Source organism: Sulfitobacter sp. TMED3 (genome assembly GCF_002167505.1).
GTDB lineage: Bacteria > Pseudomonadota > Alphaproteobacteria > Rhodobacterales > Rhodobacteraceae > Sulfitobacter > Sulfitobacter pontiacus.
This window is the reverse complement of sequence record NZ_NHBI01000025.1, coordinates 1-22,315: the sequence shown is the minus strand read 5'-3', so window position 1 is coordinate 22,315 and position 22,315 is coordinate 1. Positions and strand designations below refer to the sequence as shown.

At 59.5% G+C, this 22,315-nt stretch carries 17 protein-coding genes, 1 tRNA gene and 1 rRNA gene; 13 read left to right on the top strand and 6 right to left on the bottom strand.

Annotated features, from left to right (window positions below; all coding sequences use genetic code 11):
- Positions 1 to 23: 23 nt before the first annotated feature.
- The 8 genes from CBB63_RS07295 (at position 24) to CBB63_RS07260 (ending at position 10,439) form a co-directional block, all read left to right on the top strand.
- Positions 24 to 1,979 (top strand): AMP-binding protein, encoded by a 1,956-nt coding sequence (locus tag CBB63_RS07295; protein ID WP_502695880.1) that lies wholly within the window; start codon positions 24 to 26, stop codon positions 1,977 to 1,979.
- 85 nt (positions 1,980 to 2,064) lie between these two features.
- Positions 2,065 to 2,874: an ABC transporter ATP-binding protein gene (locus tag CBB63_RS07290; protein WP_286698721.1), complete on the top strand. Its 810-nt coding sequence runs from the start codon at positions 2,065 to 2,067 to the stop codon at positions 2,872 to 2,874.
- A gap of 35 nt (positions 2,875 to 2,909) precedes the next feature.
- The gene (locus CBB63_RS07285) at positions 2,910 to 3,899 is read left to right on the top strand and encodes a branched-chain amino acid ABC transporter permease (RefSeq protein WP_286698672.1); all 990 of its coding nucleotides are present in this window, start codon (positions 2,910 to 2,912) and stop codon (positions 3,897 to 3,899) included.
- Between the two features lie 75 nt (positions 3,900 to 3,974).
- The gene (locus tag CBB63_RS07280; RefSeq protein WP_286698671.1) at positions 3,975 to 5,051 is read left to right on the top strand and encodes a branched-chain amino acid ABC transporter permease; all 1,077 of its coding nucleotides are present in this window, start codon (positions 3,975 to 3,977) and stop codon (positions 5,049 to 5,051) included.
- A 97-nt stretch (positions 5,052 to 5,148) separates the two neighbouring features.
- Positions 5,149 to 6,429, top strand: coding sequence for an ABC transporter substrate-binding protein (locus CBB63_RS07275; protein WP_286698670.1), 1,281 nt, complete (start codon positions 5,149 to 5,151; stop codon positions 6,427 to 6,429).
- 76 nt (positions 6,430 to 6,505) lie between these two features.
- Positions 6,506 to 7,342, top strand: coding sequence for an ABC transporter ATP-binding protein (locus tag CBB63_RS07270; RefSeq protein WP_286698669.1), 837 nt, complete (start codon positions 6,506 to 6,508; stop codon positions 7,340 to 7,342).
- A gap of 63 nt (positions 7,343 to 7,405) precedes the next feature.
- A complete protein-coding gene (locus CBB63_RS07265; protein ID WP_286698668.1) occupies positions 7,406 to 8,632 on the top strand; it encodes a phenylacetate--CoA ligase family protein in 1,227 nt (408 codons plus the stop codon).
- Positions 8,633 to 8,768: 136 nt separating this feature from the next.
- Complete coding sequence (locus CBB63_RS07260; protein ID WP_286698667.1) at positions 8,769 to 10,439, top strand: ABC transporter permease; 1,671 nt, start codon at positions 8,769 to 8,771, stop codon at positions 10,437 to 10,439.
- Positions 10,440 to 10,523: 84 nt separating this feature from the next.
- Here the strand turns inward: CBB63_RS07260 and CBB63_RS07255 are convergent, their stop codons facing one another.
- The 4 genes from CBB63_RS07255 to CBB63_RS07240 all read right to left on the bottom strand — a co-directional run bounded on the left by CBB63_RS07255 (position 10,524) and on the right by CBB63_RS07240 (position 12,988).
- Positions 10,524 to 11,540, bottom strand: a complete 1,017-nt coding sequence (locus CBB63_RS07255) for a Fe(3+) ABC transporter substrate-binding protein (protein WP_286698666.1) — start codon at positions 11,538 to 11,540, stop codon at positions 10,524 to 10,526.
- A 130-nt stretch (positions 11,541 to 11,670) separates the two neighbouring features.
- Complete coding sequence (gene yghU, locus CBB63_RS07250) at positions 11,671 to 12,537, bottom strand: glutathione-dependent disulfide-bond oxidoreductase (protein ID WP_009825435.1); 867 nt, start codon at positions 12,535 to 12,537, stop codon at positions 11,671 to 11,673.
- A 174-nt stretch (positions 12,538 to 12,711) separates the two neighbouring features.
- The gene (ykgO, locus tag CBB63_RS07245) at positions 12,712 to 12,837 is read right to left on the bottom strand and encodes a type B 50S ribosomal protein L36 (RefSeq protein WP_005850168.1); all 126 of its coding nucleotides are present in this window, start codon (positions 12,835 to 12,837) and stop codon (positions 12,712 to 12,714) included.
- A gap of 76 nt (positions 12,838 to 12,913) precedes the next feature.
- Positions 12,914 to 12,988, bottom strand: a tRNA-Val gene (locus CBB63_RS07240).
- Positions 12,989 to 13,138: 150 nt separating this feature from the next.
- On the opposite strand from CBB63_RS07240, the gene CBB63_RS07235 reads away from it, so the two are divergent.
- Complete coding sequence (locus CBB63_RS07235) at positions 13,139 to 13,999, top strand: N-formylglutamate amidohydrolase (RefSeq protein ID WP_005850159.1); 861 nt, start codon at positions 13,139 to 13,141, stop codon at positions 13,997 to 13,999.
- On the opposite strand, the gene CBB63_RS07230 is transcribed toward CBB63_RS07235, so the two are convergent.
- Together CBB63_RS07230 and pyrF are read right to left on the bottom strand one after the other, a co-directional pair.
- Positions 14,000 to 15,253, bottom strand: a complete 1,254-nt coding sequence (locus tag CBB63_RS07230) for a DNA polymerase IV (RefSeq protein ID WP_286698665.1) — start codon at positions 15,251 to 15,253, stop codon at positions 14,000 to 14,002. It abuts the gene before it with no gap.
- 327 nt (positions 15,254 to 15,580) lie between these two features.
- Positions 15,581 to 16,270: an orotidine-5'-phosphate decarboxylase gene (gene pyrF / locus CBB63_RS07225; protein ID WP_286698664.1), complete on the bottom strand. Its 690-nt coding sequence runs from the start codon at positions 16,268 to 16,270 to the stop codon at positions 15,581 to 15,583.
- Positions 16,271 to 17,219: 949 nt separating this feature from the next.
- Between pyrF and clpB the strand changes: the two genes are divergently transcribed.
- The 4 genes from clpB to CBB63_RS07200 all read left to right on the top strand — a co-directional run.
- Complete coding sequence (clpB, locus tag CBB63_RS07215) at positions 17,220 to 19,835, top strand: ATP-dependent chaperone ClpB (protein WP_286698662.1); 2,616 nt, start codon at positions 17,220 to 17,222, stop codon at positions 19,833 to 19,835.
- A gap of 174 nt (positions 19,836 to 20,009) precedes the next feature.
- Complete coding sequence (gene msrP, locus CBB63_RS07210) at positions 20,010 to 20,918, top strand: protein-methionine-sulfoxide reductase catalytic subunit MsrP (protein ID WP_005850149.1); 909 nt, start codon at positions 20,010 to 20,012, stop codon at positions 20,916 to 20,918.
- A gap of 33 nt (positions 20,919 to 20,951) precedes the next feature.
- A complete protein-coding gene (gene msrQ, locus CBB63_RS07205) occupies positions 20,952 to 21,536 on the top strand; it encodes a protein-methionine-sulfoxide reductase heme-binding subunit MsrQ (protein WP_278425053.1) in 585 nt (194 codons plus the stop codon).
- Positions 21,537 to 22,225: 689 nt separating this feature from the next.
- Positions 22,226 to 22,315, top strand: a 16S ribosomal RNA gene (locus CBB63_RS07200); the annotation flags it as partial.

Sequence of the window (22,315 nt, the reverse complement as noted above, 5' to 3'; positions counted from 1 at the left end):
GAAGACATTTGGCTCACACGCTCGTGAGCGCCGACGGACCGCAATCGGTTCCGGCGCTGCTGCATCGTAATGCAAAGCAATTTGCGAACGCGCCTGCGTATCGCGAAAAGGAATATGGCATCTGGCAAAGCTGGACGTGGGCACAGACCCGCGACGAGGTCGAGGCNCTTGCGNTTGGCCTGCTGGAGCTTGGCGCGAACGAGGGTGANTTTATCGCCATCATCGGCCGCAACCGTCCCTATCTCTATTGGGCCATGATGGCCGCAGAGATGGTCGGTGCCGTGCCTGTGCCGCTTTACCAGGACGCTAACGCCGAAGAGATGGCCTATGTGCTGGATCATTGTGGCGCGCGTTTTGTGGTCGCCGGTGATCAGGAACAGGTCGACAAGGTGCTGGACGTTCAGGATCAGCTGACNCAGTTCGAGCGTATGATCTATCTTGATCCACGCGGANTGCGCAAATACGACCACGCCGCGCTGGACCAGTATAGCGCCGTCCAGGACATGGGNCGCAAGGCACGCGACAAGNACATCAAAGAGCTTGAGGCGCGTCAGGCCAAGCTGGATTACGACAGCACGGGCGTCATGCTTTACACCTCTGGCACCACGGGCAAGCCCAAAGGTGTGGTGCTGAGCAACCGCAATATTATCGAGACGGCCAAATCCTCTTCCGCTTTCGACAAGCTGCGTCAGACGGACGATATTCTGGCCTATCTGCCGATGGCCTGGGTGGGGGATTTCATCTTTTCCGTCGGGCAGGCGCTTTGGACAGGCTTCTGCACGAACTGCCCTGAAAGCGCGGACACGATGCATGTGGATCTGCGCGANATCGGCCCGACCTATTATTTCGCCCCNCCGCGCGTGTTCGAAACCCAGCTGACATCGGTGATGATCCGGATGGAGGACGCGAGCCGNTTCAAAAAGTGGCTGTTCGACAAATTCATGGCCCATGCNCGCAAGGTGGGCCCCGCCATTCTGGACGGTAAATCCGTAGGCGCAATGGACCGTGCGAAATACGCCTTGGGCGAGCTGATGATCTATGGTCCCCTGAAAAACACGCTCGGCCTCAGCCGCGTGCGCGTCGGCTATACCGCGGGCGAGGCGATCGGGCCNGAGATTTTCGATTTCTACCGCTCGCTCGGGATCAACCTGAAACAGCTTTATGGCCAGACCGAAGCCACNGTCTTNATCACCGCGCAGCCCGATGGCGAAGTGCGCAGTGACACGGTCGGCGTGACCTGCCCCGGCGTGGAGCTGAAGATCGCCGAGAACGGCGAAGTCTTCTACCGCAGCCCCGGCGTTTTTGTGGAGTATTACAAGAACCCCGAAAGCACCGCCGATACCAAGGATGCCGAAGGCTGGGTCGCGACAGGCGACGCGGGCTTTATCGAGGAAGGCACCGGGCATCTGCGCATTATCGACCGCGCCAAAGACGTTGGCAAAATGGCCGATGGCAGCCTGTTCGCGCCGAAATACGTGGAAAACAAGCTGAAGTTCTTCCCCAACATCCTTGAAGCGGTGGTATTCGGCAACGGACGCGACGAATGCACCGCCTTTATCAATATCGACCTGACCGCGGTCGGAAACTGGGCGGAGCGCAACAACATCGGCTATGCGTCCTATCAGGAACTGGCGCGGCATCCGCAGGTGATGGACACGATCCAGAGCCATGTGGAAGAGGTCAACGCCTCTATCGCAGAAGACGAAATGCTGTCGGGCTGTCAGGTGCATCGCTTTGTTGTGCTGCACAAGGAACTTGATGCCGANGACGGAGAGTTGACGCGCACGCGCAAAGTCCGTCGCAAGGTCATCGGCGAGAAGTTCGACGATATCATCACCGCGCTCTACGACGGGTCGCCCTCTGTCAGCACGGTNACNGAAGTGACCTATGAAGACGGGCGCAAGGGGTCGATCTCGGCCACGCTGGAGGTGCGCGANGCCAAGGTGTTCGCAGACACCCGCAAGATGGCCGCGCAATGAGCATGACATCAGGCGGAGCATGCGGGCGCTGCGGTTGCGCAGTGGATTTTAAGACCATTTGGAAGGGGGCTGCGGCGTGAAAGATATGACCGACGGCTATGTCACAGCAGATGGGCGCCAGATTGGCCCCGTTGTGATGGAAATGAAAAACATCACCCTGCGGTTCGGTGGGGTGGAGGCGATCAAGGATATCTCTTTCGACATCCGTCAGGGCGAGATCCGCGCGATCATCGGGCCGAATGGCGCGGGCAAATCATCNATGCTGAACGTGATCAGCGGGTTCTATGTNCCGCAGGAAGGCGAGGTCTGGTACAAGGGNNGCCGCCGTCCGNCGATGAAACCCTTTGAGGTGGCGCAGCAGGGGATCGCACGCACNTTCCAGAACATCGCCCTGTTCGAAGGGATGTCGGTGCTGGACAACGTCATGACGGGGCGTTTGACCAATATGAAGACCGGCATGTTCTGGCAGTCGATCTGGAAGGGCAANGCGGAGCGCGAAGAGACCGCGAACCGCGAAGTCGCCGAAAAGATCATCGATTTCCTTGAGATTCAGGCGATCCGCAAGACGCCCGTGTCGCGTCTGTCCTACGGCTTGAAGAAACGGGTCGAACTGGCCCGCGCGCTGGCCGCCGAGCCGTCGATCCTGCTGCTGGATGAACCGATGGCGGGCATGAACGTCGAGGAAAAAGAGGACATGAGCCGCTTTATTCTGGATGTGAACGATGAATTCGGCACGACGATTGCCCTGATCGAACACGATATGGGCGTTGTGATGGACCTGAGCGACCGTGTGGTNGTGATGGATTACGGCAAGAAGATCGGCGACGGCACCCCGAGCGAGGTGCGCAACAACCAAGACGTGATCGACGCATATCTGGGGGTTGCCCATGACTGATTTTGCCACTGGTTTTGCGATGGGGAGGGTCTGATATGCCTGAGCAACTGGCCTTTACAATCGAGGTGTTCCTGAACGGGCTGATGGCGGGGGTGCTGTATGCACTGGTCGCCCTGGGGTTTGTTCTGATCTACAAAGCCTCGGGTATTTTTAACTATGCCCAAGGGGTTATGGCGCTGTTTGCGGCCCTGACNCTGGCNGGGATCATCGATGGGCAGGTGCCGTTTAGCCACCTGATCAACGCGATCCTGGGCACGGATATTCACCATTTCGGCTGGCACGTGCCGGCGTTCCTCGCGATTTTGCTGACGATGGTGGTGATGATCGGGCTGGCCTATGCGGTGCAGCGGTTGGTCTTCCGCCATCTGGTCGGGCAAGAGCCGATCATCCTCTTCATGGCGACCATCGGTCTGGCCTATTTCCTGGAAGGGGTGGGCGANCTGATGTGGGGGTCNGNCATCAAGTCTATGGANGTGGGGCTGCCGCAGGGGNTGAACACCTGGATCGACGACACCACCTTTAACGCCTTTGGNTACGGGTTCTTTATCGATAATCTGGATATCGTGGCCAGCATCATNGCCGCGTTGCTGGTGATCGGCTTNGTGATGTTCGCGCANTACACCAAACAGGGCCGCGCCATGCGGGCTGTGGCNGACGACCACCAAGCGGCTTTGTCTGTNGGCGTGTCACTGAACTTTATCTGGATCCTCGTATGGTCGCTGGCGGGCTTTGTCGCCCTTGTCGCGGGCATCATGTGGGGCACGAAATCGGGGGTCCAATTCTCGCTCTCGCTGATCGCGCTGAAGGCGTTGCCGGTGCTGATGCTGGGGGGGTTCACCTCTATCCCCGGTGCTATCGTGGGCGGCTTGATNATCGGTGTGGGGGAGAAGCTGTTCGAATTCCTGATCGGTGCGCCTTTCCTTGGCGGTGCGACAGAGAACTGGTTCGCCTACATGCTGGCGCTGATCTTTCTGGTGTTCCGTCCGCAGGGCTTGTTCGGGGAGAAGATCATTGAACGTGTGTAGTTTTGGCAACTCCCTGACCGGGGCTTTGCCCCGGAACCCAGGATTTAAAACCATTTGGAACGGGGNGAGCATCTGATGTTCTATCGTGAAGCCGGGGATTTCAGCGCCTCATACGAAGAAGACAGCCAGACGTTTCCGATCAAGTTCGACCGGTATCGCTATTATCTGGTGTTGTTCATCGCCNTNGCNGTGATCCCGTTTGTGATCAATGACTATTGGGTGAACTCGCTGTTCCTGCCGTTCCTGATCTANGCCATNGCGGCGATCGGGCTGAACATTCTGGTGGGCTATTGCGGGCAGGTGAGCTTGGGGACCGGTGGCTTTATGGCCGTGGGGGCCTATGCCTGCTACAAATTCATGACCGCCTTTCCTGACGTGAGCATGCTGGTGCATGTGTTGCTGTCGGGGTTGGTGACCGCCGGTGTCGGCGTGTTNTTCGGNCTGCCATCGCTGCGGATCAANGGGTTCTATCTGGCCGTGGCAACGCTGGCGGCGCAGTTCTTTCTGGTCTGGCTCTTCAACCGTGTGCCGTGGTTCTACAACTACTCTGCCTCGGGCCAGATCAGCGCGCCGGAGCGGACATTCTTCGGGATCGAGATCACCGGACCGAATACGCAGGCCTGGGCGACCTATCTGTTCTGCCTGATGTTCGTGATCTTCAGCGCCTATGTGGCACGCAACCTGACCCGTGGGTCGGTGGGGCGCAAATGGATGGCGATCCGTGATATGGACATCGCGGCTGAGATCATCGGGGTAAACCCGCTGCGGGCGAAACTGACGGCCTTTGCGGTCAGCTCTTTCTTCATCGGCATCTCNGGGGCGCTGTTCTTTGCGGTCTATCTGGGGGCGGTCGAAGTGGGCGAGGCCTTTGGCATCCAGAAATCGTTCCTTGTGCTCTTTATGATCATCATCGGCGGGCTGGGATCGATCTTTGGCAGCTTTGCCGGGGCNGCGTTCCTTGTGCTCTTGCCGGTTGCGTTGAAAATCGTGGGCGTGGACTGGTTCGGTTGGCCGACGGATATCGTGGCGCATCTGCAGCTTGTGATCGTGGGCGGGTTGATCATCATCTTCCTGATCGCGGAACCGCATGGGNTGGCCCAGTTGTGGCGCGTCGCCAAGGAAAAACTGAGATTGTGGCCCTTCCCGCACTAGGGAAGGACGCATGGCCGGGGGGAGGAGACCCAAGGCCGAAGAAGAGACGACCGGGACAACCCGGCAAGATCGGATACATCCAAGGGAGGAAACACCGATGAAACTGAAGATGACTACGTTGGCGCTTGGCGCTGCTCTGGCTGCGGGCCCCGCAATGGCAGAGCTTGTATTCCCGTCGCTCAGCTATCGCACGGGCCCTTATGCGGCAAACGGGATTCCCTTTGCCGACGGCTATGCGGATTACTTCACGCTGCTGAACGAACGTGATGGCGGTATCGGTGGCGAACCGATCCGGATGATCGAATGTGAAACCGGCTATAACACCGAAAAGGGTGTGGAATGCTATGAAAGCACCAAGGGCGAAGGCGCGCTGGTCTATCAACCGCTGTCCACCGGCATCACCTATCAGCTGATCCCCAAAGCGACGGCAGATGGCATCCCTGTCCACTCNATGGGGTATGGCCGGACATCGGCCAAAGACGGGTCGGTGTTCAAGAATATCTTCAACTACCCCACCAACTACTGGGACGGCGCTTCGGTCGCGATCAAGCACCTGCTGGATCTGAACGGTGGCAGCCTTGAAGGTAAGAAGATCGCGCTGGTCTATCACAACTCTGCCTACGGCAAAGAGCCGATCCGCACCCTGGAAGAGCTGGGCAAAAAGCACGGGTTCGAACTGTCCTTGCTGCCCGTTGACCACCCCGGTCAGGAACAGAAATCCCAGTGGTTGCAGATCCGTCGTGAAAAGCCGGACAATGTGATCATGTACGGTTGGGGTGTGATGAACCAGGTCGCCGTGCAGGAAGCCGCGAACATCCGCTATCCGATGGATCAGTTCATCGGCATCTGGTGGTCCGGTTCCGAGAACGACGTGCGTCCAGCGGGTGACAAAGCCAATGGCTACAAGGCGCTGACGTTCCACAACGTGGGCGATGACTTCCCCGTGTTCGACGACATCCAGAAGTATGTNGTTGATACNGGCAAGGCCGCAGGNGCGGGCGACCAGATCGGGACCGCTTTGTATAACCGTGGCCTTTACGCCGCGATGCTGGCTGCCGAAGCTGCCAAAACGGCGCAGGGTATCCATGACACCAAGGCGCTGACACCGGCGCAGATGCGCGACGGCATGGAAGCACTGGAAATCACCGAAGCCAAGATGGCGGATCTGGGTCTGCCGAACTTTGGGCCAGAGTTCACGGTGTCTTGTGAAAACCACGGCGGNAACGGCTATGGTGCTGTGGCGCAGTGGGATGCTGCTGCCGACNGCTGGAGCCTGATCACCGACTACATCCAGTCGGACCAAGACGTGCTGGCCCCGCTGATNACCGAAGATGCGCANGCCTTTGCCGCGGAATCCGGTATCGAACCCAGCTGCTAAGCGCAGCCCTTGAACAGGGGCGCGGCGGCATTGTTGCCGCGCCCGACCCCCACGCCACCTAGTGAAAGAGACACCCATGCTGGATGCCACCCCAACGCCCGACGCGCAGGTCGAGACCCTTCTTGAGGTCAATAATATCGAGGTGATCTATAACTCGGTCATTCTGGTGCTGAAGGGCGTGAGCCTGAAGGTGCCCAAGGGCGGTATCACGGCCCTGTTGGGCGGNAATGGCGCGGGCAAGACCACGACGCTCAAGGCGATTTCCAACCTGCTGCATTCCGAACGGGGNGAGGTCACCAAAGGGTCGATCAAATANCGCAATGATCCGGTGCACAAGCTCGACCCNGCAGAGATGGTGAAACGTGGTGTCGTGCAGGTGATGGAGGGGCGGCATTGCTTTGAGCACCTGACCATCGAAGAGAACCTGCTGACCGGTGCCTATACCCGCAGNGACGGCAAGGCGGCGATCGCGCGGGATCTGGAAATGGTGTACGACTATTTCCCACGGCTGCGCGAACGGCGCAAATCGCAAGCGGGCTATACCTCGGGCGGGGAACAGCAGATGTGCGCCATTGGTCGCGCCCTGATGTCGCGCCCTGAAACGATCCTGCTGGACGAGCCATCGATGGGTCTTGCGCCGCAGTTGGTCGAACAGATTTTCGAGATCGTCAAATCGGTGAATGAAAACGAAGGCGTGACCTTCTTGCTGGCCGAACAGAACACCAACGTCGCCCTGCGCTTTGCGCATTACGGCTATATTCTGGAATCCGGTCGCGTCGTGATGGACGGCCCTGCAGCCGACCTGCGCGAGAACCAGGACGTCAAGGAATTCTACCTNGGCATGTCGGACGAGGGGCGCAAATCCTTCCGCGATGTCCGCAGCTATCGGCGCCGCAAACGCTGGCTCAGCTGATCCAGCGCACGGCCCACAAGTTTTCCATTTCCTGACCACCCAGATNAATTGCGAGTAAGCGACATGGCACAGACGTCCTATTTTGACAGCCTAGAGACCCGCAGCCCCGAGACACGGGCGGCCGATCTTGCCCGGACCTTGCCCGCGCAGATCGCACGGGCGCAGGCGCTGCCGGGCTATGCCGGATCGTTGGACGGGGTCGCGCCAGACACGATCACCAATGTCGAGGCGCTGGCCGCGCTGCCGGTTCTGCGCAAATCCGAGATCGGGAAACAGCAGGCGCAGTCAGCCCCCTTTGGCGGTTTCACCACCAAACCCGCCCATGCGTTTACCCATATCTTCCAGTCTCCCGGCCCGATCTATGAACCCTCCTCCGACGCGCCGGACTGGTGGCGTATGGGGCGGTTCCTGCATGCGGTGGGGATTGGTGAGGGCGACATCGTCCAGAACTGTTTTGGCTATCACCTGACACCTGCGGGCATGATCTTTGAATCCGGGGCGCGGGCTGTGGGGGCNGCGGTGCTGCCGGCGGGCACCGGGCAGACCGAACTGCAGGTCATCGCCGCGCGCGATATCGGCACGACCGCCTATGCCGGCACGCCGGATTACCTCAAGATCATTCTCGAAAAAGCGGATGAGATGGGGGTGACCCTTGGCATCACCAANGCGGCNGTNGGCGGGGGNGCGCTGTTCCCGTCCTTGCGCGACTATTATNCAGAGCGGGGGATCACCTGTTTGCAAAGCTATGCAACGGCGGATCTGGGCAACATCGCCTACGAAAGCCCCGCCGCCGAAGGCATGATCGTGGACGAGAATGTAATCGTCGAGATCGTGACCCCCGGCACCGGCACCCCCGTCGCTCCGGGCGAGGTGGGCGAGGTNGTCGTGACCACCTTGAACCCCGACTATCCGCTGATCCGTTTCGCCACNGGCGACCTGAGCGCCGTNCTGCCGGGGGCGTCTCCTTGCGGNCGGACCAATATGCGCATCAAGGGCTGGATGGGCCGTGCGGATCAGACCACCAAAATCAAGGGCATGTTCGTACGCCCCGAACAGGTCGCGGCGCTTGTCGCGCATCACCCCGAGGTCACGAAGGCCCGCGTGGTGGCAAGCCGNGCGAATGAACAGGACGTCATGACNGTGCATCTTGAGACGACGGGTGATGACGCGGACAGCTACGGTGCCTCTGTTGCCGCGCTTCTCAAGCTGAAGGGCAAGGTCGTGCTGGCCGCGCCGGGCAGCCTGCCCAACGACGGANTGGTGATCGAAGACCAGCGNAGCTATGACTGACCCGTGCTGAAGGCACGCATTATGGCACCGGAGATTCAGGCACAAAGGCAGGATCACGCCTTTGCACCTGCGCGCAGCGCTACAATTTTCAGTCATCCCGCTGGTATTTCCGACTGAATTAGTCGAAACCGATCGCATGACGACACAGGATATCAATACAAGCCCCGCCGCCGTGAAAAGATCGCGGGATGGCGTGCGTTTGCTGGCGGGGGNTGCGGTCGCGATTGCGGCGACCTGTGCCTTGCCGATGGTGGCCGTTTTGCTGGCCGCGCTGGTNGGGGGCACCGATACNGTGCGCCACCTGATCGATACGGTGCTGCTGGGGTACGCGGGCACNACCCTTCTGCTGGTCGCAATGGTGGCCACGGGNACCTTTGCCTTGGGCGTGGGGACCGCGTGGCTGGTNACCATGACCCGCTTCCCCGGTGCCCGNATGCTNGAAATCGCGCTGGTGCTGCCGCTGGCTTTTCCCGCCTATGTGCTGGCCTATGCCTACACGCATATCCTTGACCACCCCGGAATCGTGCAAACGGTGCTGCGTGACGTCACGGGCTGGGGTCCGCGCGACTACTGGTTCCCGGAAATCCGNTCCCTTGGGGGCGCGGCCTTGATGCTGGTGCTGGTGCTTTATCCCTACGTCTACCTCTTGGCGCGCGCCGCGTTCTTGCAGCAATCCGCCACGACGTTTCTGGCAGCACGTGCCTTGGGTAGCAGTGCCTGGGCGGCCTTCTTCAAGGTGAGCCTGCCGCTGGCCCGACCGGCGATTGCCGCAGGTGTTCTGNTGACCGTCATGGAGACNATCGCCGATTTCGGCACNGTCGCCTATTTCAGTGTGCAGACCTTTGCGACAGGGATCTACACCAGCTGGTTTTCCCTGTTCGACCGCGCTGGTGCGGCNCAGCTTGCACTNTGTTTGCTNAGTTTTGCGCTGCTGCTCGCGATGCTGGAGCGTATCCAGCGCGGCAAGGCGCAATACCACGATCCGGCGCGTCGTGCCGTGGCGATGCCGCCCGCGCAGCTNAANGGNTGGCAGGCCGCCGCCGCGATGCTGGCCTGCGGTATTCCCGTTATCTTTGGGGCGATCCTGCCGGTGATCGTGCTGATCTGGATGGGCATCGGGTCAGAGCAAGACCTGCTGAGCCCGCGCTATCTGGGCTTCATCCGCAACTCTGCCACGCTGGCGGGGGTGGCGGCGGTGCTGACCGTGGCCGCTGCAGTCTGCGTGGGGTTCTTCCAGCGGTTGCGTCCGGGCAAGCTGTCGTTCGGTGCAGGCTATATCGCGCGGTTGGGCTATGCGGTGCCGGGCGGGGTGATTGCCGTGGGGCTGATGGTGCCCTTTGCGACCTTTGATAACCAGCTTGATGCCTGGATGCGCAGCACCTTCGACATATCGACCGGGCTGCTGGTCACCGGGTCGATCTGGCTNCTNGTCGCCGCCTATATGGTNCGCTTCCTTGCGGCGGCTCTGGGGGCGTATGAGGGNGGGCAGGCGATGGTGCATGCCAATATGGACTCTGCCGCACGGTCATTGGGGGAAACCCCTGTGGGCACGCTGCGCCGTGTGCATCTACCGATCCTGTCGCCAAGCCTGCTGACCGCGCTGCTGATNGTTTTCGTCGATGTGATGAAAGAGCTGCCTGCAACGCTGATCATGCGGCCATTCAACTACGACACGCTGGCNGTACAGGCCTACCGGCTGGCAAGCGACGAGCGGCTGGACGGGGCGGCGGTGCCNAGCCTTGTGATCGTGGCAATGGGGTTGCTGCCCGTGATCCTGATTTGCCGTCAGGTCGGTCGGCAGAAATAAACATTTCCCTTTGCGCATGAAAAAACCGCACCGGCCAGGGGCCGATGCGGTTCAATGTCGTGTCTCTGCCGTGGCGAGCTGGGATTATTCCCAGCCAACCGCGTTAAAGATTTTCTGTGCTGTGGGGATGTTCTTGGCCACTTCGGACAGGTTCACTTCGTCTGCTTTGAATTCGCCCAGCTTCTCGACCGATTCCGCAAGCTCTACACCTTCGACGGCGGGGAATTCGTCGTTCCCTGCAGAGAAGTAGGCCTGCGCGCTGTCGGAGGATAGATACTCGAGGAACTTGACCGCATTGTCACGGTTTGGCGCATTGGCTGCAACACCGGCACCCGACAGGTTCATGTGCGCGCCGTTGCCTTCCTGGTCGGGGAACACCAGACCGATTTTATCCAGATCGGCGCTCAGCCCGTCTACCTCGGTGCGGATGGCACGGGCAAAGTAGTAGGAGTTCGAGACGGAGATTTCGCATTCGCCCGATACCAGACCGCGCAGCTGGTCGGTGTCACCGCCCTGTGGTGCACGTGCCATGTTGTTCACAACGCCCTGTGCCCATTCGGTGGCTTTCTCTTCGCCGTAGTGCGTGACCAACGCCGCCAGCAGGGTCTGGTTGTAGGAGTTGGTGGAGGAACGGATGCAGACCTGACCTTCATAGGCAGGATCGGCAAGATCCAGATAGTTCTGCGGTGGGTTGTCTACAGCGTCCTTGCTGTAAAAGATGATCCGCGCGCGCTGCGAAAAGCCGAACCAGTCGTTGTCAGCGTCTTGCAGGTTGCTGGGGATACGCTCTTCGAGGATGTCGCTATCAACGGATTGCAGCAGGCCCATTTCCTTGGCGCGGCTCAGGCGGCTGGTGTCGACGGTGATCAGAACGTCCGCGGGGGAGTTCGCACCCTCGGCTTCCATACGCGCCAGCAGCTCGTCTGCTTTGCCTTCGATGCGGTTGATGGTGATGCCGGTCTGCTCGGTAAAGTCGGAATACAGACGTTCGTCTGTGTCGTAGTGACGCGAGGAGTAGAGGTTCAGCTGCCCTTCGGCCATTGCTGGCATCGCAACTGTGGCCATCAAGGCGGCCGTGAAAGCGGATTTCGTCAGAGTCATCAGGTGACCTCCATCTGTGTAAAACTTATAAAAAGAGTAAGAAACAGATTTGAGGGCTGATATCAAGGAATACTTGAGTGAATTAATAGGACAAGCGTCTTGCCGCGTGGGGGCGGCAAGACGCGCGGGATCAGTCGCCGATTTTGTCCTGAGTCTTTGTATCAAAATCGCTGGCATCGTGCCGTTCGTGGAGCTGCATTTCGGGTTCACCGAAGGGTCGGTTGACCATGCGACCACGTGTAACGGCAGGGCGCGCGTCGATCTTCTTGGCCCATTTCATCAGGTTTTCGTAGGAATCGACATTCAGGAACTCTGCTGCGTCATAGAGACGGCCCAGAACCAGCTGCCCGTACCATGCCCAGATCGCCATATCCGCGATCGAATATTCGCCCGCCATATATTCGTTATCGGCAAGGTGACGATCAAGCACGTCAAGCTGGCGCTTGGTCTCCATCGCGAAACGGTCGATGCAGTACTTAATTTTGACCGGCGCATAGGCGTAGAAATGGCCAAAGCCGCCGCCAAGATAGGGCGCGCTGCCCATTTGCCAGAACAGCCACGACATACATTCGGTGCGCTGGCTTGGGTCTTTGGGGATGAATGCGCCGAATTTCTCGGCCAGATGCAGCATGATCGATCCGGATTCAAACAGGCGCTGTGGCGCGTCGCCGGACCGGTCCATCATCGCGGGAATTTTGGAGTTCGGGTTGATGTCGACAAAGCCGGATCCGAATTGATCCCCTTCGCCGATGTTGATCAGCCACGCGTCATACTCGGCACCCTTGTGCCCGGCGGCCAGTAGTTCTTCCAGAAGCACGGTGACTTTGACGCCATTGGGCGTCGCGAGGGAGTAAAGCTGATAGGGATGTTTGCCGACCGGCAGCTCTTTGTCTGCGGTGGGGCCTGCGATGGGGCGGTTGATATTGGCGAATTTACCGCCATTGCCGGGTTCCCACTCCCATACGGCGGGCGGGGTGTAGTCGGGCAGATCGGTCATGAGATCCCTTTCAGTTCGTCTGATGAAGTCTGAGGAGAACCTAAGCGGTATTGGGGGGATCGCAAGAGGTCAGCACAGATTGGCTGGGGTAGGGGGGGGAGGCGCGATTGACGGCGGCCCAAACGAAAAAAGCCGCCCCCGAAGGAGCGGCCTTTCATCAGATGCGCGCGAAGCTTAACCCTGACGGGCTTTGAAACGGCGCTGCGTTTTGTTGATTACGTAAACGCGGCCTTTGCGACGCACAACGCGGCAGTCACGGTGCCGGTTCTTGAGCGAGCGGAGCGAATTGCGAACCTTCATGGTCGTTCTCCTGTGTCGTGGCGCGGGCCAGCGCCGGGTTGCGGGCAGTTCAGCGAATGCTGAACCATGAATTAGGTGGTGGGCGATACTGGGATCGAACCAGTGACCCCTTCGATGTCAACGAAGTGCTCTACCGCTGAGCTAATCACCCCCTATGTAGCACGAAACTTGCACCCCAAACCAAATCGGGGCGCGAGATATTCGCGCCGGTAGCGGGGTCTATAAATAGAGTCGGAGGCATGATCAAGGGGTTTTGGCTTTGTAAAAACATGCGCTATGATCATTCTTGAAAGGTGCAACAATGCCACACATCGCCTACGAAGTCGTTCGCCCCGATCAAGCCCGTTCCTGCGCGGTGTTTGCATCCCCTCATTCGGGGCGGAATTACAGCTTTTCCTTCCTGCGGTCTACGGTGTTGGACGGGCATAGCATACGCTCGTCAGAGGACGCGTTTGTTGACCTTTTGTTTAATTCTGCCCCCCATTTCGGGGCCCCGTTTCTGATGGCGGGGGCCCCCCGTGCGTTCCTTGATCTGAACCGGTCCCGAGACGAGCTTGACCCGGCCCTGATCGAAGGGGTTCGGCGGCAGGCGCATAACCCGCGGGTTGCCTCCGGATTGGGGGTTATTCCGCGTGTCGTGGCGAACGGGCGGTCGATTTATCAGGGCAAATTAACGCTTGATGAAGCCCGTGCGCGAATCGCCACCTATTGGGTGCCGTACCACGATATGTTGCAAAGCCTGCTGAACGACGCGCGTGCGGATCACGGGCAGGCGATCTTGGTGGATTGCCATTCGATGCCGCATGAGGCGATGGATGGCGTCGCGCGTATGGGGCTGAAACGGCCTGAAGTGGTCTTGGGTGACCGGTTCGGCGCGGCAGCCAGCAGCGATGTTGTGGATCAGATAGAGGCCGCTTTCGTCAAGGCAGGGTTCACGGTCACACGGAACACGCCGTTTGCGGGGGCCTATATCACCCAAGCTTACGGTCGTCCGGCACGGGGGCAGCATGCGGTGCAGGTCGAATTGGACCGGTCGCTGTATATGAACGAATCTCTGGTGCGCCCCAACGGCGATTTCGAGGATGTGCAAAAAGCGCTTCGCGGCGTTGTGGCAGAGATTGCGCGGATCCGTCCAGAAAGCCTCGCCCTCGCGGCGGAGTGATTAGCGCAGCGCACGCCCCTTGACGATTGCCTTGTCCCCGAACCGGTTGCGGATGGCATCTGTTGCCCGCTCTGCCTGACCCCGGCGGGCGGCATCCGGGTCCAGCAGGTCGCCCGCCATGTCGGCCCCATCAGCGGCGCTAAGATCCGAAATGCCACACCCGAGCAGCCGGAAAGGCCCCGGTTCACCAAGCTGGTCAAACAGCCCGCGCGCTGTGCGGTAGATGCGGTCGGCCAGTTGCGTCGGGTCATACAGCGACACCCGCCGCGTGATCAGCGAGAAATCGGCCCGTTTGAGCTTGAGCACGACAACGCGGCCGGCAAGGTCTTTGGCCTTGGCGCGGTCCGCCACCTTTTGCGCCATGCGCCACAGATGCCCGTCCAGCAGGTCAGGGTCGGAGGTGTCCTCGTTAAAGGTGGTTTCGTTGCTGATGGACTTCATCGGTTCGTGCGCGGAAACACGGCGGTTGTCTTGGCCGCGTGCCAGATGCCACAGGCGATCGCCCATACTGCCGAAACGCGCGATCAGGTCGGTCCTTTCCCATCGCAGCAGGTCCGCGAAGGTCTGGATGCCGGCCTTGTTCAGGGATCCAAGCGTTGCCGCGCCCACGCCCCAGATCATGCTCACCGGTTTGTCGTTCAGAAACCTCTGTGTTTCCTCTTTTCCGATCACTGAAAACCCGTGCGGCTTATCAAGGTCAGAGGCGACCTTGGCCANAAACTTGTTGTGTGACAGCCCGATTGATCCGGTNAGCCCCAGTTCGACCTTCATNCGACGCACNAGTCGCGCAAGCATCACGGCAGGGGGNGCCCCGTGNAGCTTGGTNGTGCCGGTCATGTCCAGAAACGCCTCGTCCAGNGANANCGGCTGCAGGGCGGGGGTGAGCTCTTCCATCATGGCGCGGATCGCGCGGGAGGCTTCGACATATGCATCCATGCGNGGCTTGATGATGATCGCTTCGGGGCAGAGTTTCAGCGCCTGGAACATCGGCATGGCNGACCGGACCCCTTTGATCCGCGCGATATAGCAGGCGGTCGACACGACCCCNCGNCGTCCGCCCCCGATGATCACGGGCTTGCCATTCAGCGCCGGATTGTCGCGTTTCTCCACGGATGCGTAGAAGGCATCGCAATCCATATGGGCGATGGAAAGGTCGAATAATTCGGGGTGTGACGAGATACGCGGGCTGCCGCAGGCAGAGCACCGGCGCGCGGGCGCGATTTCGGACAGGCAGTCTCGGCAGAGGGCGGGCATGGCGGTCAGNTAGGGTTAAGGGCTGGTTAACGCAAGTCTACCCGATCACGCGCGGCTTCGCCATGCACATACGTGCNGCGNCGNNTNGAAGGGNGAAAANCGNATGCGAGGTGGGGCAAAGAAAGACCCCCGCCTGAAGCGGGGGGAGGTGACGGGCTTCAGGAAGAACCAGCCCGTCGGGGAGTATCACCAAAGTAAGGTTGCCATATGAATGTCATAAAACATACACGGAACTTCCAGTTGCTGGCAGCCAGTTCANGTTTGTTACCGATTTATCACATAGGCGAAAATGCGCTATTTGTTGGGTTTCGCGCATTTCGGCTGCGTTCAGGGCAGCTCTGCCAGCACCGCGCGGGCGGCGGCGGCGGGGTCTTCGGCCTGCCAGATCGGGCGNCCAACNACGATGTGATCCGCCCCNTCCAAGATCGCCTGACCCGGTGTTGCAACGCGTTTCTGGTCGCCAAGGGCCGCCCCGCTTGGTCGCACGCCGGGGGTGACGATCAGCTTGCCGTTGGCCTCGGGTAGGGCACGGATCAGGGCCGCCTCTTGCGGGGAAGCGATGACGCCGTCAGCACCAGCCTCCAGCGCGCGNCCGGCGCGGGTCTGGACCAGATCGGGNATATCGCCCGACTGGATCATCGCCGCGTCCAGATCGTTNCGGTCCAGNGATGTCAGGATGGTCACCGCCAAAATCTTGGTGCGGGATCCNGCGGCCCCTTCCATCGCGGCGCGGACAACATGGGGGTCACCGTGCACGGTCAGAAAATCGAGGTCGAACTGCGCAAGCCCGCGCACCGCTGCTTCGACTGTCGCGCTGATATCGAACAGTTTCNTGTCCAGAAAAATGCGTTTGCCGNGTTCCTGGATCAGCTCGTTCGCAAGNGCCAGGCCGCCGCCCGTCAACATGCCCAGACCAATNTTATAAAAGCTCACCGCGTCGCCCAGCTTTTGGGTCAGTTCAAGGCCGGCAACAGCGTGGGGGACATCAAGGGCAACGATCAGGCGGTCATCTGACATGGGGCGGGCTCCGAAGTGATGAGATTTGGCAAACGCCGGAGGCTTACGGTGTTCNACCTGACATGTCTATGAAAACAGGGGGCACGCAAAGAAAAAGGCCCGGGCAGCGCAATCGCTGTCCGGGCGAGTGTCAGAGACGTGCAGGCAGGCAGTTGTCTCTGGATTGGGCGGGACACGCGCCGGGACGGGCGCGCAGGCAGTTCCGCCGAAACTGTAAATCAGGCGGCGCGAAGGCCGGGAAGGTTGGCGACATGGCGCAACCAGGCTTTTGGNTCGAACCGAGGACGGCCNCTGCGTTGTGCGGGCTTCTGGGCGCGGATCTCGGAATACATGCCGCCGCGGCTCGTATGGCGACGCTNGGCTTGTTTGGTCAGGCCTTTGGCAGCTTGATCAAAGGACATCGTCATCGGCGCGTTGATGGCGCAGGCATATTTGCGGGACCGATCGCCATCGTGGANGGTGACCAAAGCTTCAAAGCATTGCTCTGCCGCGTTGTAGATAACGTCGTTCATCTGAATCTGGCGCGTCTGCATGTTCGTACCTCAAGAATTTGTTGTACTGGTTAAAGTCGGCTCGATTTGTTTTCGTTCATCTGCCAGTACAACGTATGTGTGACTAAATGGTTCCACTGGGGNGCATCCGTCATGTGGATAAATATAAATTTTCGCCTAAAATCAGTCAATTAACATTTTTGTAATTATTTCTTGCCATGAGCGGCAAATTGCGAAACTGCATTTTTCTTGTGGGATTCCAATGTGTTCGCAATGTGGCGAAATTCCACCAGTCTGATAAATAATCTTAAAAGGTGTATGTTTTTTGTTGACGCNTTTGTGAGGCGACNCTCTTGAATCCCTTCCTTCTGTCCCCAAATTCTATCCCGAGGATCACGCCATGATGTGCTGCAAAGCNGGCATCTTCTTTGTGGTCGCTTTAAGAAAAGGAGAAGCTCATGGACTTGAGCAAGTTCACAGAACGGTCGCGCGGCTTTATTCAGGCTGCGCAAACAATCGCGACGCGTGAAAGCCACCAACGGCTGACGCCGGAGCATTTATTGAAAGCACTGCTGGATGACGACCAAGGGCTGGCGAGCAATCTGATTGCTGCTGCCGGTGGNGATCCTGCACGTGTGACTGAAACCCTNACGCTGTCTTTGGGCAAGCTGCCCAAGGTGTCGGGCGACGCCGCGCAGGTATACCTTGATAATGCCACCGCAAAGGTGCTGGCCGAAGCAGAGACGCTGGCCAAAAAGGCGGGCGACAGCTTTGTGCCGGTCGAACGCGTGCTGATGGCACTTGCGATGGTGAAATCCGGTGCGAAAACCGCGCTGGATGCGGGCAAGGTCACCGCACAGGGGTTGAACGCCGCCATTAATGATATCCGGAAAGGGCGCACGGCTGATACGGCCAGTGCGGAAGACGGGTATGAGGCGCTCAAGAAGTACAGCCTTGATCTGACGGAACGTGCCCGCGANGGCAAAATCGACCCGATCATCGGTCGGGACGAGGAAATTCGTCGCGCCATGCAGGTGTTGAGCCGCCGCACCAAGAACAACCCGGTGCTGATCGGTGAGCCCGGCGTGGGTAAAACCGCGATTGCCGAGGGGCTCGCCCTGCGGATCGTGGATGGCGATGTGCCCGAATCCCTGCGCAACAAACGTTTGCTGGCGCTGGACATGGGCGCGCTGATTGCTGGCGCNAAGTATCGTGGCGAGTTTGAAGAACGGTTGAAAGCNGTCCTGACCGAGGTCACCGAAGCCGCGGGCGAGGTNATCCTGTTCATTGACGAGATGCACACGCTGGTGGGCGCCGGTAAGGCGGACGGCGCGATGGACGCGGCCAACCTCATNAAACCGGCTTTGGCGCGGGGTGAATTGCACTGCGTTGGTGCGACGACCTTGGACGAATACCGTAAGTATGTCGAAAAAGACGCAGCACTTGCCCGTCGGTTCCAGCCTGTGATGGTCAGCGAACCTACGGTCGAGGATACGGTGTCGATCCTGCGAGGCATTAAGGAGAAGTACGAGCTGCACCANGGTGTGCGGATCAGCGACTCTGCCCTTGTGGCGGCGGCGACCCTGTCGCATCGCTATATCACGGANCGTTTCCTGCCCGACAAGGCAATCGACCTTGTGGACGAGGCCGCGAGCCGTCTGCGGATGGAAGTCGACAGCAAACCGGAAGAGCTGGATGCGCTGGACCGTCAGATCATGCAGCTTCAGATCGAAGCCGAGGCGTTGAAGAAAGAGGACGACGCTGCCAGCAAGGACCGCNTGGACAAGTTGGAGAAAGAGCTGGGGGATCTGCAGGAAAAGGCCGATGCCATGACNGCGCAGTGGCAGGGCGAACGTGATCGCCTTGAGGGCGCGCGCGAGCTGAAAGAGCAGCTGGACCGTGCCCGCGCCGANCTTGAGATCGCCAAGCGNGAAGGCAACCTCGCCAAAGCGGGGGAGCTTTCCTATGGCGTGATCCCGCAGCTTGAACGCAAACTGGGCGAGGCCGAAGAGAACGAAGCCGACGTCATGGTCGAAGAGGCNGTGCGCCCGGACCAGATCGCCAGCGTCGTCGAACGTTGGACGGGTATCCCCGCGGGNCGTATGCTGGAAGGCGAGCGGGACAAGTTGCTGCGCATGGANGACCAGTTGCACAACCGTGTCATTGGTCAGAACCTCGCCGTCAAAGCTGTGTCGAACGCGGTGCGCCGTGCGCGTGCCGGCCTGAACGACGAGGCCCGCCCCTTGGGCAGCTTCCTGTTCCTCGGGCCGACTNGTGTCGGTAANACCGAGCTGACCAAGGCCGTCGCCGAATTCCTGTTCGACGACGAGAACGCGATGGTGCGGATCGACATGTCTGAGTTCATGGAGAAACATGCCGTGGCCCGTCTGATCGGCGCGCCTCCCGGGTATGTTGGCTATGACGAAGGTGGCGTATTGACCGAAGCNGTGCGGCGCAGACCCTATCAGGTCGTGCTGTTCGACGAGGTCGAGAAGGCGCACCCCGACGTGTTCAACGTGTTGCTGCAGGTCTTGGATGATGGTGTGCTGACGGATGGTCAGGGCCGTAAGGTCGACTTCAAGCAGACGCTGATCGTGCTGACCAGCAACCTTGGGGCGCAAGCGCTGAGCCAGTTGCCCGAAGGGGGNGACATGGCGCAGGCGAAACGGGATGTGATGGATGCGGTGCGGGCTCACTTCCGCCCCGAGTTCCTGAACCGACTGGATGAAACGGTGATCTTTGACCGCTTGGCACGTGCCGACATGGCGGGGATCGTCGACATTCAGGTGAACCGTCTGCTGAAGCGTCTCGCCGGTCGCAAGATCGGGTTGGAGCTGGACGAAGGCGCGCGCAAGTGGCTCGCCGACGAGGGCTATGATCCGGTGTTCGGGGCGCGGCCGCTGAAGCGGGTGATCCAGCGTGCATTACAGGACCCGCTGGCCGAGATGATCTTGGCCGGTGACGTGCTGGATGGGGATCTTATCCCCGTGCACGCTGGTGCCGAAGGGCTGATCATTGGCGACCGCGTGGCCGCCAGCAACCGCGCCAAACCGGACGAAGCGACCGTCCACTAGGTACATAGTATATAGTGTGGTGATGTGATCGGGCAGGGCCGGGGGAAACCTCGGCCCTGTTCGCATGTGTTGCCCTGACATTCCGGTGTGTCTGCTGAAATGTAGCGGATTGCATTTGGTGGGCGCGACAACCCGCAGTAGGCTACCCATGTATTTTGGTAAGGAGCGCCTGTTATGGCCTATCGCTGGATCAACACACTCACGGATAAAGACGTCACCCCGCATGCTGCATTTATGAACCGACGTCAGATCATGGGGGGCGCTTTGGCGGGGATCGGGTTGGCCGGTATCGCGGGGCGCACCTCTGCCGCGCCCGAGGGGTTAGAGCCGAACAGTTATGAAGATATCACCAGCTACAATAACTACTATGAATTCGGCACCGGCAAGGACGACCCCGCCAGATACGCGGACCGTCTGACGATTGAACCCTGGACGGTGCAGATTGACGGTCTGGTCGACAAGCCCGGTGCCTATGGGTTCGACGACATCATGCAACAGATGACGATCGAAGAGCGTATCTATCGTTTTCGCTGTGTCGAGGCGTGGTCAATGGTGGTCCCGTGGAACGGGTTCGAACTGGCGGACCTGCTGAATATGGCCGGTGTGCAGTCCGGCGCGAAATACGTCTCCTTCGAGACTGCGCTGCGTCCTGATGAAATGCCCGGCGTCGCCTATAACGTGCTCGACTGGCCCTACGTCGAAGGGTTGCGTCTGGACGAAGCGATGCACCCGCTGACGATTATGGCCACCGGCATCTATGGCAAGGACATCCCGAAACAGAACGGCGCACCGCTGCGGTTGGTCGTGCCGTGGAAATATGGCTACAAGTCGATCAAATCCGTGGTGCGGATCACCCTCACGGATACTCAGCCCCCGACCAGTTGGAACAAGGCGAATGCAGGGGAATACGGCTTCTATAGTAATGTGAACCCCGAGGTCGATCACCCCCGTTGGTCGCAGGCCAGCGAAAGGGTCATCGGTGGCGGTCTTTTCTCCAAGCGGATTCCCACGCTGATGTTCAACGGGTACGAGGCCGAGGTCGCAGAGCTCTATGCCGGTATGGACCTGAGCAAGGATATCTAAACCCGTGTCCTCTATAGAAGTGAGCAGGGCGGTATGATCGACCGCCTGAATACCATCGCGCGACGTGTTCCCACATGGGTCGTATATATAGTGGGGCTTTTGCCAATCCCGTGGTTGCTGTTTCAGGCGCAGACCGGCGGGCTGGGGGCGGAGCCGATCAAGGCGTTGGAAAAAGAGCTGGGGTTGCTGGCCTTGCAACTGTTGATCGCCGGGTTGGCGATCACGCCCGCGCGGCGCTACCTTCGGCTGAACTTGATCAAGTTTCGCCGCGCCCTGGGATTGCTCGCCTTTATATATGTCTCGCTGCACCTGTTGGTATGGCTGGTGCTGGATGTCGGGATCCTGTCGCAGATCTGGGCCGACATTCTGAAGCGCCCGTATATCACGATCGGCATGGCGGGTTTTGCCTGCCTTGTCCCCTTGGCGGCCACATCGAACAACTTCTCGATCCGCAAGCTGGGGGCCACGTGGCGCAAGCTGCACCGGTTAACCTATCTGGCTGCAATTCTGGCTGGGGTGCACTTCATCTGGCTGGTCAAAGGTTTCCAGATCGAACCTCTCCTCTATATGGCGGCGATTCTGGCTTTGCTGCTGCTCCGACTCCCCAAACGGCGCTGATTCCGAATCCGGGCGGCGGCGCGGGCCGGGGATTGTGCCGGATTCGGACCGGGGGAGGTGAAACAATCCACATTATCGCTGCGAGTCTGTGGATAACCCGCGCGGGCGTAAGTGATGCGGGGCAATGACGTGTTAGCGTGCGAAATAAAGCTGCGCAAAACACGGGCCCCGCGGAATTTTCAAAAATCAAACCGTTGTTTTTATAGGAAAATTCGGAAAGTAGCGAAAAACTGTCATAATCTGAAAAAAGGGGTTGCGGGTATTTGGAACAAACTCTAGAACGCCCCTTACCGGAGACGCAGACACGCAGACACGCAGACACGGGGCGCTAGACGGGGACGACGGGTTACGGTTCGGGTCTTATGTAGCGGGAAAATTCTGGGGTAATTGAGGCGGGGCGCGCTGAAAGTTTACGGCGCATCTTGGTTTCTTTTGTCTCGACGCTCTTTGAAATTGATAGATATCTGAAGAGATATGTGGGCGGTTTGGTTCATTCGATGGATCAACGTCTGTATATCGCGCTCTTAGGCTTCGGCCGATGATAGAGTGTCAGCTTCACTGTTTGGACGGCTTTCGGTTGCTTTGGTAACTTTAAGCACTTCAAACGGAGAAAACGCCTGTATCATTCAGTAAGTGATGCAGGTTTGATGTGCAGAGGTTCGACGTCAAGGATACGCAGTAATGCGTTTCAACTTGAGAGTTTGATCCTGGCTCAGAACGAACGCTGGCGGCAGGCCTAACACATGCAAGTCGAGCGCACCTTCGGGTGAGCGGCGGAC